The sequence below is a fragment of the Pseudonocardia wallangbongensis genome, from assembly GCF_054486945.1.
In genome coordinates, this window is sequence record NZ_JBRERS010000009.1 from 217,073 (window position 1) to 241,069 (window position 23,997).

General features: G+C 73.7%; 24 protein-coding genes. 15 read left to right on the plus strand and 9 right to left on the minus strand.

All coding sequences use genetic code 11. The features are described from left to right. Nucleotide 1: 1 nt before the first annotated feature. From ACU436_RS29280 to ACU436_RS29295, 4 genes are read left to right on the plus strand one after another with little or no spacing between them, the layout of a single operon-like run. A complete protein-coding gene (locus ACU436_RS29280; protein ID WP_459030202.1) occupies nt 2-997 on the plus strand; it encodes a sigma-70 family RNA polymerase sigma factor in 996 nt (331 codons plus the stop codon). Between the two features lie 44 nt (nt 998-1,041). Then, nucleotides 1,042-1,473: an SRPBCC domain-containing protein gene (locus ACU436_RS29285; protein WP_459030203.1), complete on the plus strand. Its 432-nt coding sequence runs from the start codon at nt 1,042-1,044 to the stop codon at nt 1,471-1,473. After that, nucleotides 1,463-1,792 (plus strand): ArsR/SmtB family transcription factor, encoded by a 330-nt coding sequence (locus ACU436_RS29290; protein WP_459030204.1) that lies wholly within the window; start codon nt 1,463-1,465, stop codon nt 1,790-1,792. Before ACU436_RS29285 ends, ACU436_RS29290 begins: the two co-directional genes overlap by 11 nt. Nucleotides 1,793-1,807: 15 nt before the next feature. Further along, nucleotides 1,808-2,539 (plus strand): DUF899 domain-containing protein, encoded by a 732-nt coding sequence (locus ACU436_RS29295; protein ID WP_459030205.1) that lies wholly within the window; start codon nt 1,808-1,810, stop codon nt 2,537-2,539. Here ACU436_RS29295 and sigJ read toward each other — a convergent pair. Continuing rightward, nucleotides 2,519-3,382 carry an RNA polymerase sigma factor SigJ gene (gene sigJ, locus ACU436_RS29300; RefSeq protein ID WP_459030206.1) on the minus strand — a complete coding sequence of 288 codons (864 nt, stop codon included), beginning with the start codon at nt 3,380-3,382 and terminating at the stop codon, nt 2,519-2,521. The two genes, ACU436_RS29295 and sigJ, sit on opposite strands and share 21 nt — an antisense overlap. Before the next feature lie 92 nt (nt 3,383-3,474). Between sigJ and ACU436_RS29305 the strand changes: the two genes are divergently transcribed. Further along, nucleotides 3,475-3,855, plus strand: a complete 381-nt coding sequence (locus ACU436_RS29305; protein ID WP_459030207.1) for a nuclear transport factor 2 family protein — start codon at nt 3,475-3,477, stop codon at nt 3,853-3,855. A gap of 10 nt (nt 3,856-3,865) precedes the next feature. Here the strand turns inward: ACU436_RS29305 and ACU436_RS29310 are convergent, their stop codons facing one another. Then, on the minus strand, nt 3,866-5,890 hold the full coding sequence (locus ACU436_RS29310) for a hypothetical protein (RefSeq protein ID WP_459030208.1): 2,025 nt from the start codon (nt 5,888-5,890) through the stop codon (nt 3,866-3,868). Between the two features lie 320 nt (nt 5,891-6,210). Between ACU436_RS29310 and ACU436_RS29315 the strand changes: the two genes are divergently transcribed. From ACU436_RS29315 to ACU436_RS29340, 6 genes are all read left to right on the plus strand, one after another. After that, nucleotides 6,211-7,113 carry a dienelactone hydrolase family protein gene (locus ACU436_RS29315; protein WP_459030209.1) on the plus strand — a complete coding sequence of 301 codons (903 nt, stop codon included), beginning with the start codon at nt 6,211-6,213 and terminating at the stop codon, nt 7,111-7,113. Between the two features lie 386 nt (nt 7,114-7,499). Next, on the plus strand, nt 7,500-8,171 hold the full coding sequence (locus ACU436_RS29320; RefSeq protein ID WP_459030210.1) for a FadR/GntR family transcriptional regulator: 672 nt from the start codon (nt 7,500-7,502) through the stop codon (nt 8,169-8,171). After that, nucleotides 8,168-8,974, plus strand: coding sequence for an ABC transporter ATP-binding protein (locus tag ACU436_RS29325; protein ID WP_459030211.1), 807 nt, complete (start codon nt 8,168-8,170; stop codon nt 8,972-8,974). The genes ACU436_RS29320 and ACU436_RS29325 overlap by 4 nt, the downstream gene beginning before the upstream one ends. Before the next feature lie 89 nt (nt 8,975-9,063). Next, a complete protein-coding gene (locus ACU436_RS29330; RefSeq protein WP_459030212.1) occupies nt 9,064-10,293 on the plus strand; it encodes a DUF418 domain-containing protein in 1,230 nt (409 codons plus the stop codon). Further along, a complete protein-coding gene (locus ACU436_RS29335; protein WP_459030213.1) occupies nt 10,290-11,516 on the plus strand; it encodes a sensor histidine kinase in 1,227 nt (408 codons plus the stop codon). Before ACU436_RS29330 ends, ACU436_RS29335 begins: the two co-directional genes overlap by 4 nt. Nucleotides 11,517-11,552: 36 nt before the next feature. Further along, nucleotides 11,553-12,200 carry a response regulator transcription factor gene (locus ACU436_RS29340; protein ID WP_459030359.1) on the plus strand — a complete coding sequence of 216 codons (648 nt, stop codon included), beginning with the start codon at nt 11,553-11,555 and terminating at the stop codon, nt 12,198-12,200. 1 nt (nt 12,201) lies between these two features. On the opposite strand, the gene ACU436_RS29345 is transcribed toward ACU436_RS29340, so the two are convergent. The 6 genes from ACU436_RS29345 to ACU436_RS29370 form a co-directional block, all read right to left on the minus strand. After that, complete coding sequence (locus ACU436_RS29345; protein WP_459030214.1) at nt 12,202-12,444, minus strand: DUF1540 domain-containing protein; 243 nt, start codon at nt 12,442-12,444, stop codon at nt 12,202-12,204. Nucleotides 12,445-12,712: 268 nt separating this feature from the next. Next, nucleotides 12,713-14,794 (minus strand): hypothetical protein, encoded by a 2,082-nt coding sequence (locus ACU436_RS29350; RefSeq protein WP_459030215.1) that lies wholly within the window; start codon nt 14,792-14,794, stop codon nt 12,713-12,715. Between the two features lie 302 nt (nt 14,795-15,096). Beyond that, complete coding sequence (locus ACU436_RS29355) at nt 15,097-16,602, minus strand: tripartite tricarboxylate transporter permease (RefSeq protein WP_459030216.1); 1,506 nt, start codon at nt 16,600-16,602, stop codon at nt 15,097-15,099. Nucleotides 16,603-16,606: 4 nt separating this feature from the next. After that, the gene (locus ACU436_RS29360) at nt 16,607-17,173 is read right to left on the minus strand and encodes a tripartite tricarboxylate transporter TctB family protein (protein ID WP_459030217.1); all 567 of its coding nucleotides are present in this window, start codon (nt 17,171-17,173) and stop codon (nt 16,607-16,609) included. Further along, complete coding sequence (locus tag ACU436_RS29365) at nt 17,170-18,147, minus strand: Bug family tripartite tricarboxylate transporter substrate binding protein (RefSeq protein ID WP_459030218.1); 978 nt, start codon at nt 18,145-18,147, stop codon at nt 17,170-17,172. Before ACU436_RS29365 ends, ACU436_RS29360 begins: the two co-directional genes overlap by 4 nt. Beyond that, nucleotides 18,144-19,379, minus strand: a complete 1,236-nt coding sequence (locus ACU436_RS29370) for a CaiB/BaiF CoA transferase family protein (RefSeq protein WP_459030219.1) — start codon at nt 19,377-19,379, stop codon at nt 18,144-18,146. Before ACU436_RS29370 ends, ACU436_RS29365 begins: the two co-directional genes overlap by 4 nt. 107 nt (nt 19,380-19,486) lie before the next feature. Between ACU436_RS29370 and ACU436_RS29375 the strand changes: the two genes are divergently transcribed. The 4 genes from ACU436_RS29375 (at nt 19,487) to ACU436_RS29390 (ending at nt 22,553) form a co-directional block, all read left to right on the plus strand. Further along, on the plus strand, nt 19,487-20,215 hold the full coding sequence (locus ACU436_RS29375; protein WP_459030220.1) for a GntR family transcriptional regulator: 729 nt from the start codon (nt 19,487-19,489) through the stop codon (nt 20,213-20,215). After that, nucleotides 20,215-20,670 carry a ribose 5-phosphate isomerase B gene (gene rpiB / locus ACU436_RS29380; RefSeq protein WP_459030221.1) on the plus strand — a complete coding sequence of 152 codons (456 nt, stop codon included), beginning with the start codon at nt 20,215-20,217 and terminating at the stop codon, nt 20,668-20,670. The genes ACU436_RS29375 and rpiB overlap by 1 nt, the downstream gene beginning before the upstream one ends. A 19-nt stretch (nt 20,671-20,689) precedes the next feature. Next, nucleotides 20,690-22,147, plus strand: a complete 1,458-nt coding sequence (locus tag ACU436_RS29385) for an Nramp family divalent metal transporter (RefSeq protein WP_459030222.1) — start codon at nt 20,690-20,692, stop codon at nt 22,145-22,147. An 85-nt stretch (nt 22,148-22,232) separates the two neighbouring features. Then, nucleotides 22,233-22,553, plus strand: coding sequence for a hypothetical protein (locus tag ACU436_RS29390; RefSeq protein ID WP_459030223.1), 321 nt, complete (start codon nt 22,233-22,235; stop codon nt 22,551-22,553). On the opposite strand, the gene ACU436_RS29395 is transcribed toward ACU436_RS29390, so the two are convergent. After that, nucleotides 22,546-23,913: an APC family permease gene (locus ACU436_RS29395; protein WP_459030224.1), complete on the minus strand. Its 1,368-nt coding sequence runs from the start codon at nt 23,911-23,913 to the stop codon at nt 22,546-22,548. The two genes, ACU436_RS29390 and ACU436_RS29395, sit on opposite strands and share 8 nt — an antisense overlap. Between the last annotated feature and the right edge of the window lie 84 nt (nt 23,914-23,997).

Genomic DNA, 23,997 nt, shown 5'->3' on the forward strand with positions numbered 1-23,997 from the left:
CATGGTCGTGTCGTCGAGAGAAGCCGCGATGACGGATGCCGAGTTCGCCGCCGTGACGGAGCCGTTCCGGCCGGAGCTGCTCGCCCACTGCTACCGGTTGCTCGGGTCGATCCACGACGCCGAGGACCTCGTGCAGGAGACCTACCTGCGGGCATGGCGCGCGTACGACCGGTTCGAGGGCCGCTCCTCGGTGCGCCGGTGGCTGTACAAGATCGCCACGATGGCGTGCCTGACGGCGCTGCGGACGCGGTCGCGGCGGCCCCTTCCGTCCGGGCTGGGCGCGCCGTCGGAGGACCACCGGGTCGCGCTGGCCGCCGGTGAGCCGTCCGTGGCGTGGCTCCAGCCCGCGCCCGACGCGCTGTTCGACCCGGCGGGGGTCGTGGCCGGGAAGGCGGGGGTGCGGCTCGCCTTCATCGCAGCCCTGCAGCACCTGCCCGCCCGGCAACGGGCCGTGCTCACCCTGCGCGACGTGCTCGCGTTCCGGACGGCGGAGGTGGCCGACATGCTCGACACGACGCCGGACGCGGTCGATGCCGCACTGCGCCGCGCCCGGGACCGGATGGCCGCGGTGCGCCCGGTGGCGGACGACCTCGTCGAGCCGGACGGGCGGATCAGGCGAACCGTCCTCGACGGCTTCGTCGACGCGTTCACGAGGGGCGATCCCGACAGGCTGGTGAGCCTGCTGCGGGCCGACGTCGAGCTGGAGATGCCGCCGATCCCGACCTGGTTCACCGGCAGGCCGGCCGTCGTCGGGTTCCTGGCCGCGCGCGTGCTGCGCCGGAGTGACCAGTGGCGCCTGGTGCCCACCCGCGCCAACGGCCAGCCGGCCGCCGTCGCGTACGAGCGCACGGGGACCGGCCGGTACGAGGCGCACGGTGTCGAGGTCCTGACCGTGATCGGGGACCGGATCGCCCGGATCACCGCGTTCAACGACCCGGCGCTCGTACCGGTGTTCGGGCTCGCTCCGACACTTGACGCAACCCAGTGGCTGCTATAGCTTGAGTCGCAACCAGAGCGTTGCTATTCAGTTTGGAGGCCGACATGGCATTTCCCGACCGCATCGAGCGGACCGTCCAGATCGCCCACCCGCCGGAGAAGGTCTGGGCGGCGATCACCACGGCCGAAGGGCTGGGCACGTGGTTCGGCAACAAGGCCACGATCGACCTGCGCCCGGGCGGGGCGGCCGAGCTGACCTGGGACGACGGTGGCACGGCGAACATGCGCGTCGAGCGGGTCGAGGAACCGGCGGTGTTCGGCTTCAGCTGGCACATCCACGGCCTGCCCGAGGACGACCCGCGCCGCACCTACGTCGAGTTCACGCTCGAACGGGTCGGCGCGACCACCCGGCTCACCGTGGTCGAGAGCGGCTTCGCGCAGCTCCCGGACGACGCGCACCAGACGGCCTTCGGTGGCAACACCGACGGCTGGGCCCGGGAGCTGGGCGAGCTGGTTGACTACCTCGATGCCGCCTGACGTCGAGGCCGTCGCAGAACAGGTCTTCGTTGCACTGGCCGATCCGAGCAGGCGGGCCATCCTGGCCACGCTGGCATCGCACGGGCCGGCCACCGCGACTGATCTCGCCGATCGCCTGCCGATCACCCGGCAGGCGATCGCCAAGCACCTCGCCCTGCTGTCCGATGCAGGGCTGGTGACGGCGCAGCCGGGGGAGCGGCGGCGCGTGCGGTACCGCTTGCGCTCCGCCCCGATGCGGGTGGCGCAGCAGTTCCTCGCCGCGCTGGCCCGCGACTGGGACGGCTCCCTCGACGCGTTGCAGGAACACCTCAACCGATGAAGGTGGGAATCGACGATGAAGACGCCACAGGTCGTCTCGAAGGGCGAGTGGGACGCGGCCCGCGAGCAGATGCTCGTGAAGGAGAAGGAGCTGACGCGCGCCCGTGACGCGTTGGCCGCCGAGCGCAGGCGGATGCCGTGGCTGGCGGTGGAGAAGTCGTACGAGTTCGAGGGGCCGCGGGGGCGGGTCGGCCTGCTCGACCTGTTCGAGGGCCGCCGGCAGCTGATCGTCTACCGGGCGTTCTTCGAGCCCGGGGTGCACGGATGGCCCGACCAAGCGTGCGTCGGCTGCTCGATGATGGCCGACCAGGTGGCCGACGTCTCCCACCTGAACGCCCGTGACACCACGTTCGTGAACGTCTCGCGTGCGCCGCAGCCCGACATCGAGCGCGTGAAGGCCCGGATGGGCTGGACGATGCCCTGGTACACGCTGACCGACGGCTTCGACGCCGACTTCGGTGTGGACCAGTGGCACGGCACCAACGCGTTCATCCGCGACGGCGAGCGCGTGTTCCGCACGTACTTCATCGACGCCCGCGGCGACGAGGCGTTGGGAACCGCATGGGCCTACCTCGACATGACCGCGCTCGGCCGGCAGGAGGAGTGGGAGGACTCGCCCGAGGGCTACCCGCAGGGCAAGCCGTACGAGTGGTGGAACTGGCACGACGCCTACGGCGACGCCGGGGCGCCCCCGGCGGGTGAGGAGCAGGTCCGCAGGGCCGTGGACTCAGGCCTGATCCAGCGCTGAGCGGAGCTTGTCGGGGTTGAGCACGGCGGCGATCTCCCGCAGCCGGCCGTCCGGGTCGAGGTCGAACGAGAAGACCAGGAACGGCCGGCCGGCCGTCGTGATCACGGCTCCCGGCCCGCCGTTCACCGCGGTGACCTCGACGCGCAGGTGCGGCGGCCAGAACTCGACGATGGAGACGAGGTACTCGGCCACCTGGCGGGCCCCGTGCACGGGCTGCCTGGGTGTCTCCGCCTTGCCGTCCGCGTCGGCGACCAGCGTGACGTCGGGGGCGAGCACGGCGAGCAGCGCCGCGAGGTCACCGCCGAGCGCCGCCGCGAGGAAGCGCTCGGTCACCTCGCGGTGCTCGGCGGGCGTCGTGTCCCGGCGGGGCCGGCGGGCTTGGACGTGCTGGCGCGCCCGGTACGCGAGCTGCCGGACCGCGCGCTCCGTGCGACCGGTCATCCCGGCGATCTCGGCGTGGGAGAACCCGAACGCCTCGTGCAGGACGAACACCGCGCGCTCGACCGGGGTGAGCGTCTCCAGCACGACCAGCAGACCGATGGAGAGCGTCTCGGCCAGCTCGGTGCTCTCCTCGACGCCCGGCGAGGTGAGCAGCGGCTCCGGCAGCCACGGGCCGACGTAGGCCTCGCGTCGCGCCTTCACCCGCCGCAGCTGGTCGAGCGCGAGCCGGGTGACCAGCCGGAACAGGTACGCGCGCGGCTCGTCCACCTCGGCGCGGTCGACGCGATCCCAGCGCAGCCACGCATTCTGCAGCACGTCCTCCGCATCGGCGCGGGTCCCGACCATCCGGTACGCCGCCGCGAACAGCACCTCCCGGTGCCGCTCGAAGTCCGGGTCGCTCACGGCATCACGACGTTCCCCGACCGGCCGGCGTCACGCGTGACGTCCACGCTCCGCCGCGCGTCGTGCAGTCGAGACCCACGAGGGAGGAACCCATGACCAACCGGAAACTGGTGCTGGAGCTCTTCGCCCGGTTCGACGCCGGCGACATCGACGGCGCGCTCGCCCTGCTGCACCCCGACTTCGTCTCGCACAACCCCAGGGTGCCGCACGATCCCGCGGTGGCCACCGGACGCCAGGCCTTCGCCGACTTCTTCCGCGGACCCGCGGGGAAGGCGCTGCTGGCGGCCGGCACGGACGTCCGGCGCGTCATCGCCGACGACGACCTCGTCGCCGTGCACAACCGCATCGGCCTGCCGACGGGCGATGTCGCCGCCGTCGACATCCTGCGCGTCCAGGACGGCCTCGTGGCCGAGCACTGGGACGTCGTGCAGCCCGTTCCCGAGGAGCCCGCGAACGGGCACGGGATGTTCTGAGCGGTCCGGGTCAGCGGACCTCCGGTGGGGGCAGCAGCCGCAGCACCGACAGCGCGAGCGCGTCGAGAACGGCGTGGAGGCGGGCCTTGGCGTCGGCCCGGCTCACCGGCAGCCGGGACGCGGTGGCCTTGTACGCGCGCAGGACCCGGAGCACCTTCCACCCCTGCTCCTCGATCGCCGCGTCGTCGCGGGCCGCGGCGAGCGCGCCCAGTGCGTCGAGCTCCCTGCCGAGCTGGAGGTCCATCGCGGCGCCGACCTGTGCCGCGATCTCCGCCGGGAGCGTCGCCAGCACCGTGGCCGCCTGCCTGCTCCAGAAGCGGCTCAGGCTTGCGCCGGGGGCCGGGATCGGCAGCGTGGGGATCGTGGCCCGCAGCGTGGCGCCCTTCGTGGACAGCGGGGCGGGCCACCGCTCGAGCTGCTCGGCGACGATCTCCTGGAGCAGGTCGGCCAGGTGGATCACCTCCTGGCGGTCGAAGTCCCGCAGCGCGGAGCCCGCCATGCGGGCCCGCCGCACGGCGTCGATCAGGTCGTCGGCGGCCGCCTCCAGCGCGGCGGGGTCCGGCGGCGTGGTCGTGGCGGCGGTGTCGAACGCGGTGGCGGCGCCGGTCAGCGCCCTGACGATCGGGCCGGCCAGCGGCGCCAGGTACTTGGGTCGCAGCGCGATCGTGGCGAGCAACGGTCCCCGCATACGGGCGTCGCGCTCGTACTTGAGCCGCTTCCGGTCCTCGCGCATCTCGGCGAGGCGCTCCCGCAGGCCGGCGAACGGGTCTCCGGGCGGCGCCACCTCGCCGAGCAGGACCTCGCCGGCTTCGAGGCCGAGCTCGACGGCCACCCGCCGCACGGCGAGGCCGACGCGGACCTGCTCGGGGCTCCCGCCGGGGAAGAGCGGCGTGTGGGGATCGCCGGGGTCGGTCGCCCCGCCCATCCGTGCGAGGACGCCCTCGATGGCGTCCTGCGCCGCGTGCGCCACCTGGACGTACCTCCACTCCTCGGTGGACCGGGTGCCGAGTGCGGCACTCCAGCGGTCCAGCGCCCCCACCAGAGCCCGGTCGAGCGGTCCGAGCACCTCCATGAGCCGGCGGTGGCGCGCCGCACCGGGGAGGTCGCGGTCGGACCTCGGCGCGTACTGGCGGAGCTGTTCGCGCATGTCGACGTACAGCGTGGAGAGCCGGGCGCGGAACAGGTGGGCGGCGAGGCGGTCGCGGGTGCCGTCGTCGAGCAGCACGAGGGCGTGTGCGGCGCTGCGCAGCGCCTCCCGCGCCCGGTGGTCGGCCGCCTCCTCCGCGGTGGCGGCCGGCCCGGGCGGTCGCTCCTTGAGGCGCAGCGCGCCGCGCCGGTCCGGCGGCGGCGCCTTCGTGACCCCGGCGAGCGCGGCCACCGCCATCTGGGCGAGCTCGGCGGCCGGCGCCCGGGGGAGCGGGTCCGGGCCACGGGTCAGCGTGCGCAACCGGTCCACGACCGCCTGTACGGGTTCGGCGGCGCCGGTGCCGGCGGTGATCAGCACGTCGACGAGGTCGGCCTTCTCGGCCGCGGTGGCCCACGTCCATCGCTGCTCGACGTCGGGCCTGCCCAGCTCGGCGACGACGGCGAGCACCGCGGCCTGCTCGCGCAGGTGTTGCACGGGCGACATCCCCTCGGGCCGGGCCGCCGTGGCGGCCATGGCGTGCCAGAAGGTGGCGTCGGACGTGGTCCTCCAGGTGAGGACGGTCTCGTCGAGCAGCGCGACGAACGGTCCCGGCATGCCGGTGGCCTCCAGGTGCGACTCGCCACGCAGGCGCGCCTGCAGACCGTCGAGGGAGGAGCCCTCGGCCAGGTCGATCCGCTTCCCGCCCTTCGCGGCGATGCCGAGCAGGACCGCGGTCAAGCGGGCCGTGGCCCGGCCGCCGGTCCCGGGCGTCTCGGCCGCGGCCATGAAACGGCGCACGGTCTCGTCGAGGTCGCGCAGCCGCGGGTCGTCCAGGCCGTCGGCGACCGTGGCCGCGCCAGGTGTGTGGCCGATCCCCGACGCGCCACCGGCGTTCTGGATCACGTGCACGTCGGGAATCTCGTCGACGATCCGGCGTCGCCTGCGGCGTGGGCGTCCGCCCGACCCGAGCGGATGCCGGTGTGCGGGAGGGTCACCGTGCTGGCGCCCCCGTCCGGTGCCGCGGGGAATCCGGGGAGCGGCACGACGGGGCGTCGTCGTACACGAGCCCTCCCCAGGAAGGTCTTGTCGCAGGCGGGAGATGCACAGCGCGACCGACCAGTCTAGGAGCGCCTGGCCGGACCGTCGTCCGCCATGAGGGTGTCAACCGGGCAAGATCGCGCTGCGGAATCGGGCACCCACAGGGCGTTACAGCGCAATACGCTCTCCGGATGGCGCTGCGTGACTATCTCGTGGGCGAGGTCGCCGAGGACTACGCGGACGGGGTGCTGACGCGGAGGGAAGCCCTGCGCCGGCTCGCGCTGCTCGGGCTCGGGGTCGCCTCGGCGAGCGCGCTGCTGTCCGCCTGCGCCCCCGGGCCGGAGGCTCCGCCTGCGGGCGCGCCACCCCCGGTTCCGCCCGCCGACCCGCCGGGGCGGGCGCAGAGCGTCGGCCGGGGGCAGGAGGTCCGGTTCGCCGGGCCGTCGGGTGAGCTGATCGGCGCCTGGGCCGCCCCCACCGGTGGCCGGCCGAAGGCGGCGCTGCTGGTCGTCCACGAGAACCGCGGCCTGACCGAGCACTTCTTCGATCTCGTCGGCCGGCTGGCCGGGGCCGGGTACGGCACGCTGTGCGTCGATCTGCTGTCCGCCCGGGGCGGTACGGCCGCGCTGACCGACCCCGCCCAGGCGCCGACCGCCCTGGCCGACACCCCGGTGGAGGCACTGCTCGCCGACCTGCGCGCGGGCATCGACGAGCTGGGGCGCCGGGTGCCCGGCGCGAAGGTCGGCGTCGTCGGGTTCTGCTTCGGCGGTGGGATGACCTGGCAGCTGCTGCAGGCGGGGGAGCCCCGCCTGGCCGCGGCGGTCCCGTTCTACGGCCCGGTGCCCGAGCAGCCGGACTTCCACGGGGTCACGGCCGCCGTGCTCGCGATGTTCGCCGGGCTGGACGACCGGGTCAACGCCGGCCGGGAGCGCGCCGAAGCGGCGTTGCGCGCCGCCGGGGTGACCTACTGGATCCGCACCTTCGAGGGTGCCGACCACGCGTTCTTCAACGACACCGGCCCCCGCTACGACGCCGGCGCGGCCGAACAGGCCTACAGCGACATGCTGGACTGGTTCGGCCGCTACCTCGCCTAGGTGAGCTAGGCGGAGATCGTGAGGTTCCCTCGGGTCCCGCCGACCTGATCGAGGCCTCGGTGCAAACCGGCGGGTTTGCGCTGATCAAGGGCAGATGGTCGCTAGTTGATCTCTGGGAGTGACCATCTGCCCTTGGTCGACAACCGGGGAGCGCGTCGAGGCCGCCATGATCGGCGCGAGGTGGCGACCCCGTCCGCGGTGCGTTCGAACGTCGGTGCCGGTGACTCGCCGAACACCCGCTGCAGCAGCGCGCCGACGGCCGGGAGGTCCACATCGGGTTTGCGCTCCACGCGTGCTGATCCTCCCAGAATCTACGGTCCCGTGCTTCGGGCGCGGCCTCGGCTACAGTCGCAGGAGATTCCTCAGACAAGTAGAGGTGTGTGTAGGTGAACGCCCAGCTCCAGCGGCATCCGCTCGCCGCGCAGGTCGCCGAAGCGCTGCTTCGGCGGATCCGCGAGGGGGAGTGGCCGCTGGGACACCGGCTCCCCGCCGAGACCGTGCTGGCCGCACGGCTGGGGGTGGGTCGCTCGACGTTGCGCGAGGCGATCCGGGAGCTCGCGGGCAAGGGCGTGCTCGACAGCCGGCAGGGTGCGGGCGTGTTCGTCACGGCGCTGGACGTGGCCGACGACTGGGATGCGGTCCTGCGCCGGGCCGACGTCGCCGCGGTGATCGAGGCGCGGATCGCGATCGAGACCGAGGCCGCCGGGCTGGCCGCCGTCCGGCGCACGCCCGCGGACGTCCGTGGGCTGCGCCGGGCGCTCGCCGCCCGTGCCCCCGCGGGCCGGTCGGTGGAGGAACACGTCGACGCGGACATGGCCCTGCACCGCGCGGTGTTCGTGGCCGCCCACAACGAGGTGCTGGTGGAGCTGTTCGACGCGTTCGTGCCCCGGGTGCGCACGACCATGGTCCACGTGCTGCGGGTGCGCCCGCTGGCCTCGGAGGAGGCCGACCACGATGCGCACGCGGTCCTCGTCGACGCGATCGCGCGGCGCGACGCGCCGGCCGCGGCCACGGCGAGCCGCACCCACCTCACGGCATTGAAGGAGGCACTCGCATGAGGACTCCGGTCCTCGAACTGGTCGACGTGACGTTCCGCCGCGCCGGCACCGAGATCCTGCACGGCGTGTCGTTCACCGTCGGTGCCGGCGAGCACTGGGCGTTGCTCGGGCCCAACGGCGCAGGCAAGAGCACGGTCCTCGGGTTCTGCGGCGCGGTCACGCACCCGACCACCGGCGTCGTGCGCGTCCTCGGCGGGCAGCTGGGGCGGGTGGAGCTGCAGGCGTTGCGCCGCAGCATCGGGCACGTGAACCCGCGGCACCCGCTGCGCTCGCCGCTCACCGTGCGGGAGGTCGTGCTCACCGGCCTGACCGGCAGCATCGAGGTCCCGCCCCGCTGGACCCCCGACGCCGCCCAGCTCGCCGACGCGCACGGCCTCCTGGCCGCGTTCGGGCTCGCGGGGAAGGCGGAGGACCGCTGGCCCACCCTGTCGCAGGGGGAGCGGGGCCGGGTGCTCATCGCCCGCGCGTTGCTCCCGGGCCCGCGCCTGCTGTTGCTGGACGAGCCGTCCACCGGCCTGGACGTCGCGGCCCGCGAGCAGCTGCTCGCGGCGATCGACGGGCTGGACGGCACGCATCCCGGCACCGCGTCGGTGCTGGTCACCCACCACCTCGAGGAGCTGCCGACCACCACCACCCACGCGCTGCTGCTCGCCGACGGCCGGGTGGTCGCGTCCGGGCCGGTGGACGAGGTGGTCACCAGCGGGAACGTCAGCGCGGCCTTCGCCCATCCCATCGACGTCGAGCGCCGGGACGGGCGCTGGAGCGCCCGGGCCGGGCGTCTGCTGCCCGCGGCCGGCGGCTGACCGGCGGTCTCGTCTCATCCCGTGGGTGGATCCGGAGATCGCCCCGTGCTCCGACGCGGGAGGGGGCCCCGGGACGGGAGGGTCGTGGCATGACCACGCTCGATCCGCTCGCCGCCACCGGGCCTCTCGCGTCGTTCGCACCTCCCGAACGGTGGCCGGAGGGGGCCCGCACCCGGCTCGCCGGGGTGGACGCCGCCCGCGGCCTCGCCGTCATCGGGATGATCGTCGCCCACGTGGCCGCCGCCGACGCGTCCGCCCCGCTCTGGCAGGCCGTCAACGGGCGTGCCGCGGCGCTGTTCGGCGTCCTCGGCGGGGTGTCGCTCGCACTGATGTCGCGGGTCGCGCTGCGGTCCGGTGACCCGGCCGTGCGTGCCGGGCTGCGGCGTCGGGTCGCGGTGCGCGCGGTGCTGCTCATCGTGCTCGGGATCGCGCTGGTCCCGGTCAGCTCCGGGCCGATGGTGATCCTCCCCGTGTACGGGATCGAGTTCCTGCTGGTCCTGCCGTTGCTGTTCGCCCGGACCCGCACCTTGGCCTGGACGGCGGCGGGGTGGGCGGTGGCCGGGCCGCTGCTGTCGTTCGCGCTGCGCTCGCGGATGGAGGTGACCACGTTCGGCGGCACGATCGCACCGTCGGACCTGACGTCGTTCTCCGCTGCGGGCGACGCGGTCATCCGGTTGCTGCTGACCGGTGCCTACCCGGTGCTCACGTGGATGCCGTTCCTCCTGGCCGGCATCGCGATCGGTCGCCTCGACCTGGTGGCCCCCGCCGGACGGCTGATCGCCGGTGGCCTGGTCGGCGCCGTGCTCGGCTACGGGGGATCATGGCTCGCCGTGGACGTGCTCGGTGGGCGGCAGGCGCTCCTCGACTCGGTCGCCCCTGCCGCGGAGAAGCTCGCGATGCCCGCGGACCAGGTGCTGGCGCTGCTGTCGGGCAGCTCCTACGGCACCGTCTCCACCACCTCGCCGGCGTGGCTGCTGACCGCCACCCCGCACAGCGGGAGCCCGTTCGACGTCGTCGGCGCAGGTGGGGTCGCCGTCGCCGTGCTCGGGGCCTGCCTGCTCGCCGCTCGGGTGGTGCCGTGGCTGCTCGCGCCGCCGGCCGCCACCGGCGCGCTCGCCCTGACCCTCTACGCCGGCCACATCGCCGCGCTCGCGCTGGTGCAGGACACCGCCGCCGTCATCGCCGACCCGTGGCCGGTGACCGCCGTGTTCGTGGCCGGGGCCGTCCTCGCCGCGGTCGGCTGGCGGAACCTGGTGGGCAGGGGTCCGCTCGAAGCGTTGCTGCACGCCGCGTCGGCCCGCGTGGGAGGTGCCCGGTGACCCGCGTCGAGCGCCCCGGCCCGGTGGAGCGGTTCGTCTCCTTCGCCCGGCGCAACCCGATGGTCGTCGACGGCGCGTTGGCCGTCGTCCTGTTCCTCGTCGCGCTGCAGTGGACGCTGGAGGGGAAGGTCCCGCGCGACGCGCGCGCGCTCGCGATCGTCGTCGCCGTGCTCGCCACGGCACCGGTCGTGTTCCGGCGGCGATACCCGGTCCCGGCGGCGGCGGTGACCGCGGTCGTCGCCGCGGCCGGCACGTTCACGTTCTCCGGCACCCTCGCCGGGTACATCCTGCCCGCCCTGGTCATGGGGTACTCGGCAGTGGCCTACGGTCCGCGCTGGGCCGGTTGGCTCACTGCCGCGGTGCTGGCGGTCGGGATGTTCGGCCCGCTGCTGCTCTCCGGGTTCTTCCTGACCGATCCCGAGATCGGCTGGCTCGGGCCGATCCTCATCGCCGGGTTCATGCTGCTGGTGCTGCTGTGCGTGCTGCTGTTCGGCGCGATGCGCCGCGCCCAGCGCCGCCACGCCGAGCAGCTCCACGAACGCGCCCGGCTGCTCGAGGAGGGCCGCCGACAGGAGGTCCGGATCGAGCTGCTGGCCGAGCGGTCGCGCATCTCCCGGGAGGTGCACGACATCGTCGCGCACTCGCTGTCCGGGATCATCGCCCAGGCCGACGGCGGGCAGTACGCCGCCCAGCGCGACCCGCAGAAGGCCGTCGAGGTGCTCGCCGGGATCGGCAGCGCCGGGCGGGAGGCGCTCGGCGACGTCCGCGGCCTGCTGGCGGTGCTGCGCGACACCGGCCCGCTCGACGCGGACGGCCCCGAGCGCCCCCAGCCCGGCACCGACCACCTCCCGGCGCTGGTCGAGCAGGTCCGCGCCGGTGGGCTCCCCGTCGACCTGACGGTGACCGGCACCCCCCGCGAGCTCCGCGGCGGAGCGGGCCTGACGGCCTACCGGGTGGTGCAGGAAGCGCTGACGAACGTCATCAAGCACGCCGGGCGGGACACACCCACCCACGTCACCCTCGGCTGGAGCGACGACGAGCTCACCGTCTCGGTGCGGGACGAGGGCGCGCAGGGCCCCCGGCCGACCCCGCCGCGCGGCGGGCACGGCGTGGTCGGCATGCGCGAACGGGCCGCCCTGCACGGCGGCTCCGTCGAGATCGGACCGCATCCGGACGGCGGGTTCGCCGTCCGCCTGCGGCTGCCCCTTGCCCGCGAGCCCTGACCTCGGAGGAGAACGGTGAACGACCCCGTCCGGTTGATGCTCGTCGACGACCAGGAGTTGGTGCGGGCCGGCTTCGCGATGGTGCTGGACTCCTGCGACGACCTGAGCGTCGTCGCCCAGGCCGGCGACGGCGAGGCGGCGCTCGCGACGCTGGAGACGACCACCGTCGACGTCGTGCTGATGGACGTGCGGATGCCCCGGCTGGACGGCATCGAGGCCACCCGCCGGGCCGTCGCGATGCAGCCGGACCTGCGGGTGATCGTGTTGACCACGTTCGACCTCGACGAGTCGGTCACCGCCGCGATCGGCGCGGGGGCCAGCGGGTTCCTGCTCAAGGGCGTCCGGCCCGACGACCTGATCGAGGCCGTCCGGACGGTGCACCGGGGCGACTCGATGGTCGACCCGGTCTCGACGCGACGGCTGCTGCGGGCCACCGCACCACTGCTGGGCGACCAGCGGCCGGCAACCCCGGCCACAACCGCGGCACTGGAGGAGCTGACCCCGCGCGAGCGGGAGGTCCTCGGCCTGGTGGGGGAGGGCCGGTCGAACACCGAGATCGCCGCCGACCTCGTCGTGTCGGAGGCGACGGTCAAGACCCACATCGGTCACCTGCTGGCGAAGACGCAGTCCCGGGACCGGGTGCAGCTGGTGGTGCTGGCGTTCCGCGCGGGGCTGGTCCGCTGAATCAGCGACCCGCCGCGGTCGGGTCCCCGCGGGCTCCCGCGTTCATCGGGGATGCGGGGCAGCCGAGCATGTCGTCGAAGCGGCAGTCCGAGCGGTGGCACGCACCCAGGAGCGCGGTGGGATCGGCGCCTGCGCGCAAGGAGAGCTCCACGAAGGTGCAGCAGTGTGCGTGGTCGCCGTGGTGGCTCGGCGCCTCCGCGTGCGAGCAGTTGCACGTGGAGGGCCGATCCTGGACGGGGTTCATTGACGGAGTTTGCGCTGCTCACGGGTGCTGTGCCACGCAACGGAGGCCCCGTCCGTGCAGCCCGCCGCCCTGGTCGGAGGGCTGAGCAGGGGATTCACCGCGCAGGGGGCGTCGGGCGAATGTGGCCGATCGGGTGACCCGGCCCCAATTCCTTGTGGGTCGGGCGACCCGAGGCTGGCACACCAACCTCGGTGCTCACACACCAACTGCAGTTGGTGTGCCGGCGCCGAAGTTGGTGTGCGACGCCCAGGGGCGACGCGGCGCGGGCTCAGTCGTCGACGGCCCGGGTCTCCCAGAGGATCCGGCCGCTGGCGCCGGGCTGGGCGAACTGCGGGTTGGGGGCGCCGGCCGTGAACGTCGCCACCTGGCCCGGCTGGACGTCCAACGGGTGGTTCGCCACGACCTTGCCGTCGGCGGACACCTCCAGCCGTCCGCGGGCGGGCGCGGTGCCGGAGTTGGTGACCGTGACGGTGACGTTGCAGGTCTCGGCCGTGCAGAGGGGATCGGGCTGGAGCTGGATGCCGACGTTCGGGCGCTCCTGCAGCAGCTGGGCGAGCGTCCTGGGCCCGGCCTCCTGCCGCACCCGGGCAGCGGCGCCGGTGACCGCGGCGATCTGCTCGTCGGTCGGCCTGCTGACCGGCACGGGGGGAGTGCTGGCGTTGGGGGCGACGTCGAGGGCGACGAGCGGATGGGTGTCCTCGCTGCCGACGACGACCCGCCGGGCGCCGTCGAAGAGCACGATCCCGGACCGCCCCTCCACGAGTTGCTGCTCGAGTGCCTGCCACTGCGAGGGCTGCCCACCACGCACGTAGTCGGCGAGCGCGGTGCCGTTCAGGTGCAGGACCGGGTCGATCTCCTGCGTCTCGGTGTCCGGTTGGGCCACCCAGGTGTCGGCGAGGTCGTCGGCGCGCGTCGGGTGGTGGTACAGCCACCACTCCCGGTTGGCGCGGATCAGCGAACCGTCCTGGTCCCACAGGAGCTCGGCCGTGGCCTGGCCGCCGTCGCGGGACAGGGTGCCCGAGGCGCCGTCGGCGGTGACCGTCAGGTCGAAGCGGATCTCGCCGCCGTCGATCGCGGCGACGGTGCCCTGGTAGTGGGCGCCGGGCCAGCCGCCGGCGTCGGATGCGGCCGTCGTGGCGAGGTCGGCGGGGTTCGTGCGGGCGACGGAGAACACCAGCGCGATCCCGGCCGCGACGGCGACGAGGACGCCGACGACGGTGAGCGGCCACGCCCGGCGCTTCGACTGCGTGGTGGCGGTTTTCGAGCCCGTCACCATGGTCAGGCCCGCGGCATGGCCTCCGGCCGCCGGCGTGGTGAGCGGTTGCGCGGCGCCGGGCCGGCGGTCGTCCGATGGCGGTGACCAGGGGTCCGTGCCGGCGGGCTGGGCCGGGGCAGGGGGGAACGACCATGCGTCCGTGCGGGGCGGCGCCTCGGGCGCGGGTGGAGGCGGCGGCGGGCCGGCCGGTCCCGCCGGGGGCGGGTGTACGGCGGGCGGGCCGGCCGCGGCGGCGACCGCCGGCATGGGCCCGGTCGCGTCGGCGAACCGCGCCGGCTCGGCCGGCATCGGAGGCGCGGCGGGAGCAGGCGCGGCGGGTGGTGGTGGGGCGACCGCGGCGAAGAGGCCGGTGGGCGGTTCCGGCGGGCTCGGCATCGCCGGCTGCTGCGGCGGGTCGGCCGGGGAGAAGAGGTCGGCCGGTGCGCCGGGACCGGCCGGGGCGTTCACCGGCGGCGTGGCCGGGGTGAAGAGCCCGGCGGGTGCGGGCGGGGCGCCGGTCGGGGGCGGGACCGGGATGGCTCCCGTCGGAGGGGACGGGTCGGCGGTGGGGGCCGGGACGACGGGGATGTCGCCGGTGGGGTCCGTGCCTGCGGGGACCTGCGGGTCGACGACGGGGATGGCCGCGGTCGGCGGGGTCGGTGTGGGCACCGTGGGCTGCGGGCCCGCCGCGGGTTCGAAGAGACCGGCCGGGGCGGGACCGGACTGGTCGACGGGAACAGGGGGCGGGCCGGGCGCCGCCTGGGGAGCGGCTGCGCCGGCGGGTGGCGTGGCGACCTCCGGGCCGGTGGGAACGGCCGGGAGCGGCCCGGTCGCGAACCAGGAGGGTGGGGAGCCGTTCGGAGCGACGGGCTGGGCGGCCGTCTCGGTGGCCGTGTCGGTGGCGGCGCCGGGGTCGAACCAGGAGCCGGGCGGCGAGGCCGGCAGCGGTCCGGTGGGAGCGGCCGGCGGCTGGACGGGCAGGGGCCCCGTGGCGTCGGCCCGGCCGACCGGGCGGGGTGGACCGGCGGTGGCGTCCTCGGCGCTCCCGGCGGCCTCCGCGGGCCCGGCGCTGGTGCCCGCGCCGGTTGCATCCATCCTGGTCCCTCCCCCAGTCGGCCACGTCCTGGTCGCTCCCCGGTACCGGGGTGATCGAACGATGGACGGCCCGGTGGCGGTTCGCCCAGTGCCCTGTGCTCCAGATCACCTCGGTTCGTCCTGGCGTGCCGCCCCAGCTTCGCACGCCGCCGCGGGCGCCCTTCGTCCACCCGGAAACAGCGCACTCGATGAGCACTTCTTCCGGCACACTTCCGGTGCGCCGGCGCTCGCTCGTGCAGTCGAACGACCCGTGAGTGGATACGGGTGCTGGAGCACTCGTATCCACTCACGAGGGGGCAGGGTCATCCGACGAGGGTGCTGCTCTTCTGGCGGGAGCGCGTCGACCTCATCCGGGTGACGATCACCGGGCCGACCACCAGCAGCACCGCGAGCACGAGCACCACGACGCACAGCGGCCGGGTGAAGACGATCAGCAGGTTCCCGTCGCCGATCGAGCTCGTCTGCACCAGCGCCTTCTCGAACAGCGGCCCGAGCACCAGCCCCAGCACGAGCGGGGCGGTGGGGAAGCCGAGGCGCTTCATCGCGTAGCCGACCAGCCCGAAGACGAGCACGACCCACACGCTGAAGGTGTTGTTGGAGATCGCGTACGCGCCGAGCAGGCTCGTGAAGAGGATCAGCGGGTAGAGGTAGCCGTAGGGCACCCGCAGGAGCTGGGCGAACACCGGCGCGAGCGGCAGGTTGAGGACGAGCAGGATCACGTTGCCGATGAAGAAGGACGTGAGCAGCCCCCACACCAGCTCCGGCTGCTGGTCGAACAGCAGCGGCCCGGGCTGGATGCCGTAGATCGTGAACGCGCCGAGCAGCACGGCCGTGGTCGCTCCGCCCGGCACGCCGAGGGTGAGCGTCGGCACGAAGTTGGCGTTGGCGGCGGCGTTGTTGGCGCTCTCCGGCGCCGCGACGCCCTCGATCGCGCCGCGGCCGAACTCGTCCTTGCGCTTGGAGACCCGCTTCTCGACCCCGTACGCCATGAAGGACGCCAGCGTCGATCCGGCGCCCGGCAGGCAGCCGAACAGGAACCCGAGCCCGCTGCCGCGCAGGATCGGCCCGGCGGAGCGCTTCAGGTCCTCGCGGCTGATCAAGAGCTCCCGGAAGCGGGCCCGGATCGGCGCGGCCGCACCCTCGTGGATCTGGTGCAGCACCTCGCCCACCGCGAACAGCCCGATCATCACCTCGACGAACGGGATGCCGGACAGCAGGTCGACCGAACCGAACGTGTAGCGCGCCACCCCGCTGCCCGTGTCGACGCCCACCATCGCGATGAGGAGCCCGAGCACGGCCATGGTGGCGCCGAGCACCCGGTCCTCGCCGGAGAAGCTGACGATGGTCGCCAGGCCGAGCACCATGACGGCCAGCATCTCCGGTGGCCCGAACCGCAGCGCGAAGTCGGCGAACGGGGGAGCGAGGGCCATCAGCAGCGCGAGCGAGATGATCGCGGCGACGAACGAGCCGATCGCGGAGATCGCCAGCGCCGCGCCGGCCCGCCCCCGCCGCGCCATCTGGTAGCCGTCGATGGTCGTGACGACCGTGGCCGCCTCGCCGGGCGTCGAGATCAGGACGGAGGTGATCGTGCCCCCGTACTGGGCGCCGTAGTAGATGCCGGCGAGCATGATCAGCGCCGACACCGGTTCGAAGTCGAGTGTGAGCGGCAGCAGGATCGCCACGCCGGTGGTGGAGCCGAGGCCGGGCAGCACCCCGATCACGGTGCCCAGGAGGACCCCGACGAAGCACCACAGCACGTTCTCGACCGAGAGCGCCGTCTCGAAGCCGAGCATCAGGTTGTCGAGCATGCCGTCACCACCCCAGCACGTCGCCGACCAGGCCGGTCGGGAGCGGGACGTCCAGGAACTCCATGAACACGCCGTACCCGGCGGCCACGGCGACCGCCGTGACGGCGAGCGCCACGAGCGGTGGCCGGTGCTCGACGACGGCGGCGATGAACAGCACGAGCAGCCCGAGCGCGGGCAGGAACCCGAGCAGGGGGATCAGCAGCACCGCGACCGGGGTCGCGACGACCACCGTCCACAGCCGGCGGACCCGTTGCGGCGCGGCGTTCCCGGAGGCGTCCATCCCGGGCGCCTGCTGCTCGCGTTCGCCCGCCCGACGCAGGCGCCCCAGCCGGACGAGGAGCTGCCCGCCGCACAGCAGCAGGAGCAGCAGGCCGGTCACCATCGGGAGCAGGCCCGGGCCGACCCGGTCGTCCTCGCCGAGGATCCCGTAGCCGAACGAGGTGGCGAACACCGCGGCCCCGATGACCGCGAGGACCCCGAACGCGACGGCCTGCGCGCCGGGGCCCGCGGTCTCCTCCTGCGGTGGGGCCGCCACGCCGGCCGTCGGCTCCGTCGCCGCTGGCTCGGTCACTGCTTCAGCGCCTCCTCCAGCAGGGTCTGGTTGCGGTTCAGGTAGTCGACGAACTCCGGCCCGGGCGCCGTGATCGGCTGCAGGTAGCTGTCCTCGACGTACTTGCGGTACTCGTCGGTCTGGAGCGCGCGCTGCATCGTGTCGATCCAGAACGTGCGCTGCTCCTCGTCGATGCCACCCGGCGCCAGCACCCCGCGGAACTGCGCGAACGACACCGGGATGCCCTGCTCGGTGGCCGTCGGGATGTCCTTCAGCTCCCCGTAGTCGTAGCGCTTCTCGGCGAACGCGCACAGGGCGCGCAGGTCGCCCGACTCGAGCTGCCCGATCACCTCACCCGGGTTCAGCGAGGCGAAGTCGATCTGCCCGCCGAGCAGGGCCGCGATGAGCTCCCCACCGGACTCGAAGGCCACCCGGTCGAACTTCGCGCCGGTCTCCTTCTCGGTGAGGGAGAAGACGATGTTGTCCAGCCCGGTCGTCCCGCTGATCCCGGCCACGACCCGCTGCCCGCGCGCGGCGTTCACCACGTCCGAGCACGTCTGGTAGGGCGCCGCGGCCGGCACCACGAGGAGCGTGAAGTCCTCGGCGATCTTCATGATCGGGGTGAAGTCCTCGAACGTGAACTGGACGTCGCCGCTCGTGGGCAGGGCCAGCAACGCCGTCTCCGTGGCGAGCAGCGTCTCCGCGTCGCCGTTCCGGCCTAGGAAGTACGAGTAGCCGACGGCGCCCGAGCCGCCCTCCCGGTTCTCGACCGAGACGCCGACGTCCGGGGCGGCCGCCTCGATGGCCGCGGCGAGCGCGCGGCCCGCCCGGTCGCTCCCGCCGCCCGCGGCGAACGGCACGATCATCGTGACGTCACCGTCGGGCTGCCACCCGCCGGCGGCGTCATCGCCACCGCTGTTGCCGCCGCAGCCGGCCAGCGCGAGCGCGCCGACGACCGCGACCGCCAGCGCGGTCCTACCTGCACGGTTTCTCATGCCGGATCCTCCCTGTCCCGCGCATCCGTAGGGGCGACGCTGCCCTGCGCGGTGAGCTCGGTGATCTCTTCCTCGGAGTAGCCGACCGTCCGCAGCGCGTCGGCCGTGCCCTCTCCGAGCAGCGGGCCCGCGGCGCCGCGGGAGGCCGGCGTGCGCGAGAAGCGCATCGGCGAACCCAGCTGGCGTACCGGCCCGAGGACGGGGTGCTCCGCGTCCCAGAAGTAGTCGCGCCGGTTCAGGTGCTCGTCGGTGAACACCTCGGCGTAGTCGGCGATCGGCGCGCACGGCACTCCGGCCCCGTCGAGCGCGCGCACCAGGTCGGCGCTGGTCCAGCCGCGCGTCACGTCCTCGATCCGGGCGATCAGCGCCTCGCGGTGCGCGTGCCGGCCGAAGGCGTCGGCGTAGCGCGGGTCGTCCTGCAGGGCGGTGAGCCCGAGCACCTCGCACATGCCGGTCCACGTCTTGGGCGTGACGGCCCCGAGGGTGACGTGGCCGTCCGCGGTGCGGACCGCCTGGTACGGCGCGCTGCTCTGGTGCGCCGACCCGAGCGGGCGGCCGACCTCCCCGGTGGCGAAGTACCGGCCGGCCTCCCAGACGGCGAAGGACACGCCCGCCTCCAGCAGGGAGACGTCGATGTGCTGGCCGAGCCCGGTGCGGTCGCGCTCCCGCAGCGCGGCGGTGACCGCGAGCGCGACGTAGAGCGCGCACACGAGGTCGCAGATCGGCACGCCGACCTTCGTGGGCTCCCCGTCGGGGGTTCCCGTGATGCTCATCAGGCCCCCGCGGGCCTGCGCCATGATGTCCAGGCCGGGGAGTGGCGCCAGCGGGCCGTCCTGGCCCCACCCGGACGCCGAGGCGTAGACGAGGTGCGGGGCCGCCGACCGCACGGTGTCGTGGTCGAGGCCGAGCCTGCGCATCGCGCCCGGCCGCAGGTTCTCGACCAGGACGTCGGCCGAGGCGGCGAGCCGCAGGAGCGCCTCCCGCCCGGCGTCGGACTTCAGGTCGAGCACCACGGAGCGCTTGTTGCGGTTGAGCCGCGCGAACGGCGAGCTGTGCCCTTCGACGAACGGGCCGGTGGCCCGTACCGGGTCGCCCGAGCCGGGGGCCTCGATCTTGAGGACGGTGGCGCCGAGGTCGGCGAGCTGCATGGTCGCGAAGGGCGCCGCCATGAACGCCCCGACCTCGAGCACCGTGATGCCGGCGAGTGGGGGTTGGGCGTCCCGGTCGAGCACGCGCGCCTCCGGAGAGTCTTGGCGGCAATGGCAAGCTGGCCTACTGTCTACAGAAGTTCGTCGCCAGGAGACAAGAGCCACGCGCGAAATCGCTTCCAGGAGGTGCCGTGGCCGAACCCATCGGCCGGCGCATCGAGGCGCCGCCGAGCATCACCCAGCTCGCCGCTGCCGCCGTCCGGAAGATGATCTTCGCTGGGGAGCTGCGCCCGGGAGATCGCGTGGTGGAGAGCCAGGTCGCCGGCGCGCTGGGCGTCAGCAAGCCGCCGCTGCGGGAAGCACTGCGCGTGCTCGAGCAGGAGCGGCTCGTCGTGCGCTCCCCCCGTCGGGGGGTGGTGGTGACCCCGCTCACGCTGCACGACGTCTACGAGATCGTCACGCTGCGCCACGACCTCGAGCGCCTCGCCGTCGACCTCGGGGTGCCGTGCCGCGCGCCGGAGCGCATCGAGCGGTGCCGGGAGGCGTACGCGGCGCTGGAGCGCGCCGCCGAGGCGGGGGATGCCGCCCTCGTGAACGAGCGGGGGTTCGCATTCCACGTCGCCGTGGTCGGGCTCGCCGGGCACCGCAGGCTGGAGGAGGCCTACCGCTCGCTCGCCCTGCAGCTGCAGATGTGCATGGCGATGAACCGCCGCGCCCGCAGCACCCACGAGACCCTCGCCGGGGACGCCCGGCGCCACCGCCGCATCCTCGACCTCGTCGAGGCCGGCGACCCGGCCGCGGTGCACGAGGAGCTCGCCCACCACGGAGACCGCAGCTTCCTGCTCGAGGCGGACCAGGTCTTCCCCGGAACCTCACCCGAGTCGCTCGCCTGGCTCGAGCAGATGCGAGGAGGCAGTTGATGAAGATCGTCCTCGGCAACGACCACGCGGGCTTCGCGCTCAAGGAGCACGTGCGCTCCGTGCTCGAAGGTCTCGGGCACGAGGTGCTCGACGTCGGCGCCCGCAGCGCCGACCCGGTGGACTTCCCGGACGTCGCCAAGGCGGTGAGCGGCCCGGTGCGGTCGGGCGAGGCGGATCGGGGCGTGCTCGTGTGCGGCACCGGCGTCGGCGCCGCGATCGCCGCCAACAAGATCGCCGGGATTCGCGCGACCGTCGCCCACGACACCTACACCGCACGCCAGGCCGTCGAGCACGACGACGTCAACGTCGTGTGCATCGGGGCGTGGCTGGTGGGGCCCGCGATCGCCGCGCAGGTGCTGGAGGAGTTCCTCTCCGCCCGCTTCAGCACCGACCCGGCCTTCCGGCGTCGCGTGCAGATGCTGCACGACATGGAACGGGAGATGGCCTCCGAATAACAACCGCAAAGGAGCGGCTGTGCCGAACCCATCGACGAACCCATCCGAGACGACCGATTTCCTCACCTATCCCGAGCCACCACAGAACCTGCGGCGCAGGCTGACGCTGGTCACCGCCCTGTCCGTGCTGGGACCCGGCGCGATCGTCGCCTCGGCGAACATCGGCACCGGCGAGATGGTGTTCGCCGCCCGCGGCGGTGCGCTCTTCGGGTACGCGCTGCTGTGGGCGTTCGTGGTGTCGGCGGCCGCCAAGGCGGCGCTCGCGTACTCGTTCAACCGGTACACCGTGATCACCGGCGAGCACCCGATGGCGCGCTGGGCCACCCTGTTCCGCGGCCCGCGCGGCTGGTTCACGCTGCTCATGGGCGTGGTGTCGATCGCGGCCGTCCCGTCGTGGGTCGGCGGGCTCGGCGTCGCGCTCGGCGACCTGATGGCGACGATCACCGCGATCGGCACCGGCGCGCTGTGGGCCACCGGCCTGATCGTGCTGTCCGGCCTCCTCTCGTGGTTCGGCGGCTACCAGCGCCTGGAGACCGCCCAGACCATCATCGTCGGGTTCATGCTGCTCGCCATCGCCGTCAGCGTCGTCGTGCTGCAACCGGACTGGCTCGCCGCGCTCGCCGGGCTGCTGCCGACCGTCCCCGAGTACAACGGTTGGGTCGCCGGCGTCTACCCGGACGTCGCCGAGCGCTCCGTGTGGCTCGAGCTCGCCGTCTACCTGGGCGCGGTCGGAGGCGGCACCTACGACTACATCGGCTACGCCGGCATGCTGCGCGAGAAGCGCTGGGGCATGCTCGGGCGGCCCGACCAGACCGCGCTGGCCGAGCGGCTCGCGGCCCTGCCCCGCGGGACGCGGCTGCCGCTGTCCGAGGAGCCCGAGCAGGTGGACCGCGGGCGGGCCTGGAGCCGGGCCCCGCTGGGCGACACGGTGCTGTCGTTCGTCGCGATCGTGGTGTTCGCGTGCATGTTCATGATCAACGGCGCGTCCCTGCTGGCGGCGGAGCAGCTGATCCCCGAGGGCAACGACACCCTCACCTACCAGGCCCAGTTCCTCACGGCGGTGCACCCGACGCTCGAGTACCTCTACTACGTCGCGGTCTTCTTCGCGTTCTTCGGCTCGCTGTACGCGTTCTGGGAGCTCTACACCTACACCGCGTACGAGACGCTCTCCCCGGTGTTCGGGCGGCTGCGCCGCACCGGGCCGCGCGCCCTGCGGCCGTGGATGTACGGCTACATCCTGCTCGCGAGCCTCGCGCTGGTGTGGACGGTCGGCGAGCTGGTGGTGATCGTGACGCCGGCCTCGGTGCTCGGCGGCCTGCTGGCCTCCGGCCTGTTCTGCCTCGCGATCCTGTGGACCGAACGGAAGGTCCTGCCCGAGGCCTACCGCCTCACCCCGGCGGGCCGGTGGTGGGTGCTGCTGTCCGGGATCCTCCTCACGGTGCTGGGGGTGGTCTCGACGTGGCAGCTGTTCGTGTGATGGGCCGGCTCCGGAAGTTCAGCAAAGCCACATTCCTGTCCTGCAGGTTCATGAATGTGGCTTTCCTGAACCTGGGACGGGTGCGATGAGGCCCGGCAGCGCCGTCGCCACCGCCTGCCTCGCGGTGCTGTCGGTGTGGCACTTCGCCGACGGGGCGCCGGTGTGGGCCGCCGTCTTCGCGGGGCTCGCGCTCGTGCAGCTCGGGTTCGCGCTCCGCCGCCCGGCCCTCGGGACGCGGGCGGCGCCGCCGTCGGATCCCGTGCGCCGGAACTGGGCGCGGATCGCCGGCGCCAACCTCGTGCTGGCGGTCGCGGCGGCGTTCTGGTTCCCACCGCTCGCGTTGGTGCTGGCGGGGCTCGGGCTCTACTCGGCGCACCGCGCCCGCCGACCGGCCGCGGTCAGGTGATCACGGGCGGCCGCCGTCCGGTGGCCACCACCACGCCGAGGAGGACGAGGCCGACCAGCAGCCAGGCGAAGCCGAGGGTCTGCGCCGCGACCTGCGCGTTCACGACGACGAAGGCGAGGATCGCGAACCCGATCACCGGCACGGCGAGGTGGCGCCAGTAGTCGGTGCTGCGCTGCCGCACCGCGAAGTGGACGACCACCGAGACGTGCAGCACGAGGAACGCGGTCATCGCGCCGAAGTTGACCAGGGTGGACAGCAGCGTGATGCCGTCGTCTCGGGTGCTCATCGTGATGCCGAGGACGAGCGACACGGCGGCGACCAGCAGCGTGGCGTTGACCGGTACCCGGCGGGCGGGGTGCACCCGGGACAGCACGGCGGGCAGCTGGCGGTCCCGGGCCATGGCGAAGAGCAGCCGGGACGTCGCGGCCTGCGCGACGAGGGAGTTGGCGAAGCCCCACGCGATCGCGGTGGCGATGGCGGTGAGCGTGGCGAGCCATGCCCCGCCGGCCACGGCCGCGGCGTCGTAGAAGGCCGTGCCTCCCGGATCGCCGTCGGCGACGAGGGCCTGCGGATTCGGGACGAGCAGCGCGGCCACCCAGGTCTGCACGATGAACAGCGTGCCGGCGATCGCGAGCGCGCCGATCATCGCCTTGCCGATCGACCGGGCCGACTCCCGGTTCTCCTCGGCGAGCGTGGAGATGCCGTCGAACCCGAGGAAGCTCAGCACGGCGATCGAGACCGCCCCGAACACCAGGCCCACCGAGAACGTGCTGCTGTCGTAGACCGGGCCGAGGTCGAACCCGCGTCCCGCACCGCCCGCCAGCGCGCCGATCCCGATGACCAGGAAGATCACGAGCACCACGAGCTCCGCGACGAGCATGATCTTGTTGACGCGTGCGGTCATCTCGATGCCGAGGTAGTTGACCGCCGTGTTGAGCACGACGAAGGCCACGATCCACAGCCACACCGGGATCGCCGGCACGGTCGAGTTCATCGCGATGCCGGCGATGAGGTACAGCAGCCCGGGCACCAGCACGTAGTCGAGCAGCACCATCCAGCCCGCGAGGAACCCGACGGGCTGCGCGATGCCGCGCCCGGCGTAGGCGTAGACCGAGCCCGCCATCGGGAACGCGCGCGCCATCTGGGCGTACGAGGCGGCGGTGAACGCCATCGCCAGCATCCCGATGGCGTAGGCGAGGGCGACCATCCCGCCCGAGGCCTGGTAGACGCTGCCGAAGATGCCGAACGGAGCGATCGGCACCATGAAGATCAGGCCGTAGACCAGCAGGTCGGTGAACGAGAGCGACCGCTTGAGCTCCTGCTGGTACCCGAATGCCTCCACACCCTCGCGCCCGTCCAAGGCCGCTCCTCTCGTGGTGCGGAGAAGCGTCCCACTGATTGGTGAGTTCAGGAAACTGCGAATCCGTCGTACGGACGGCACTCT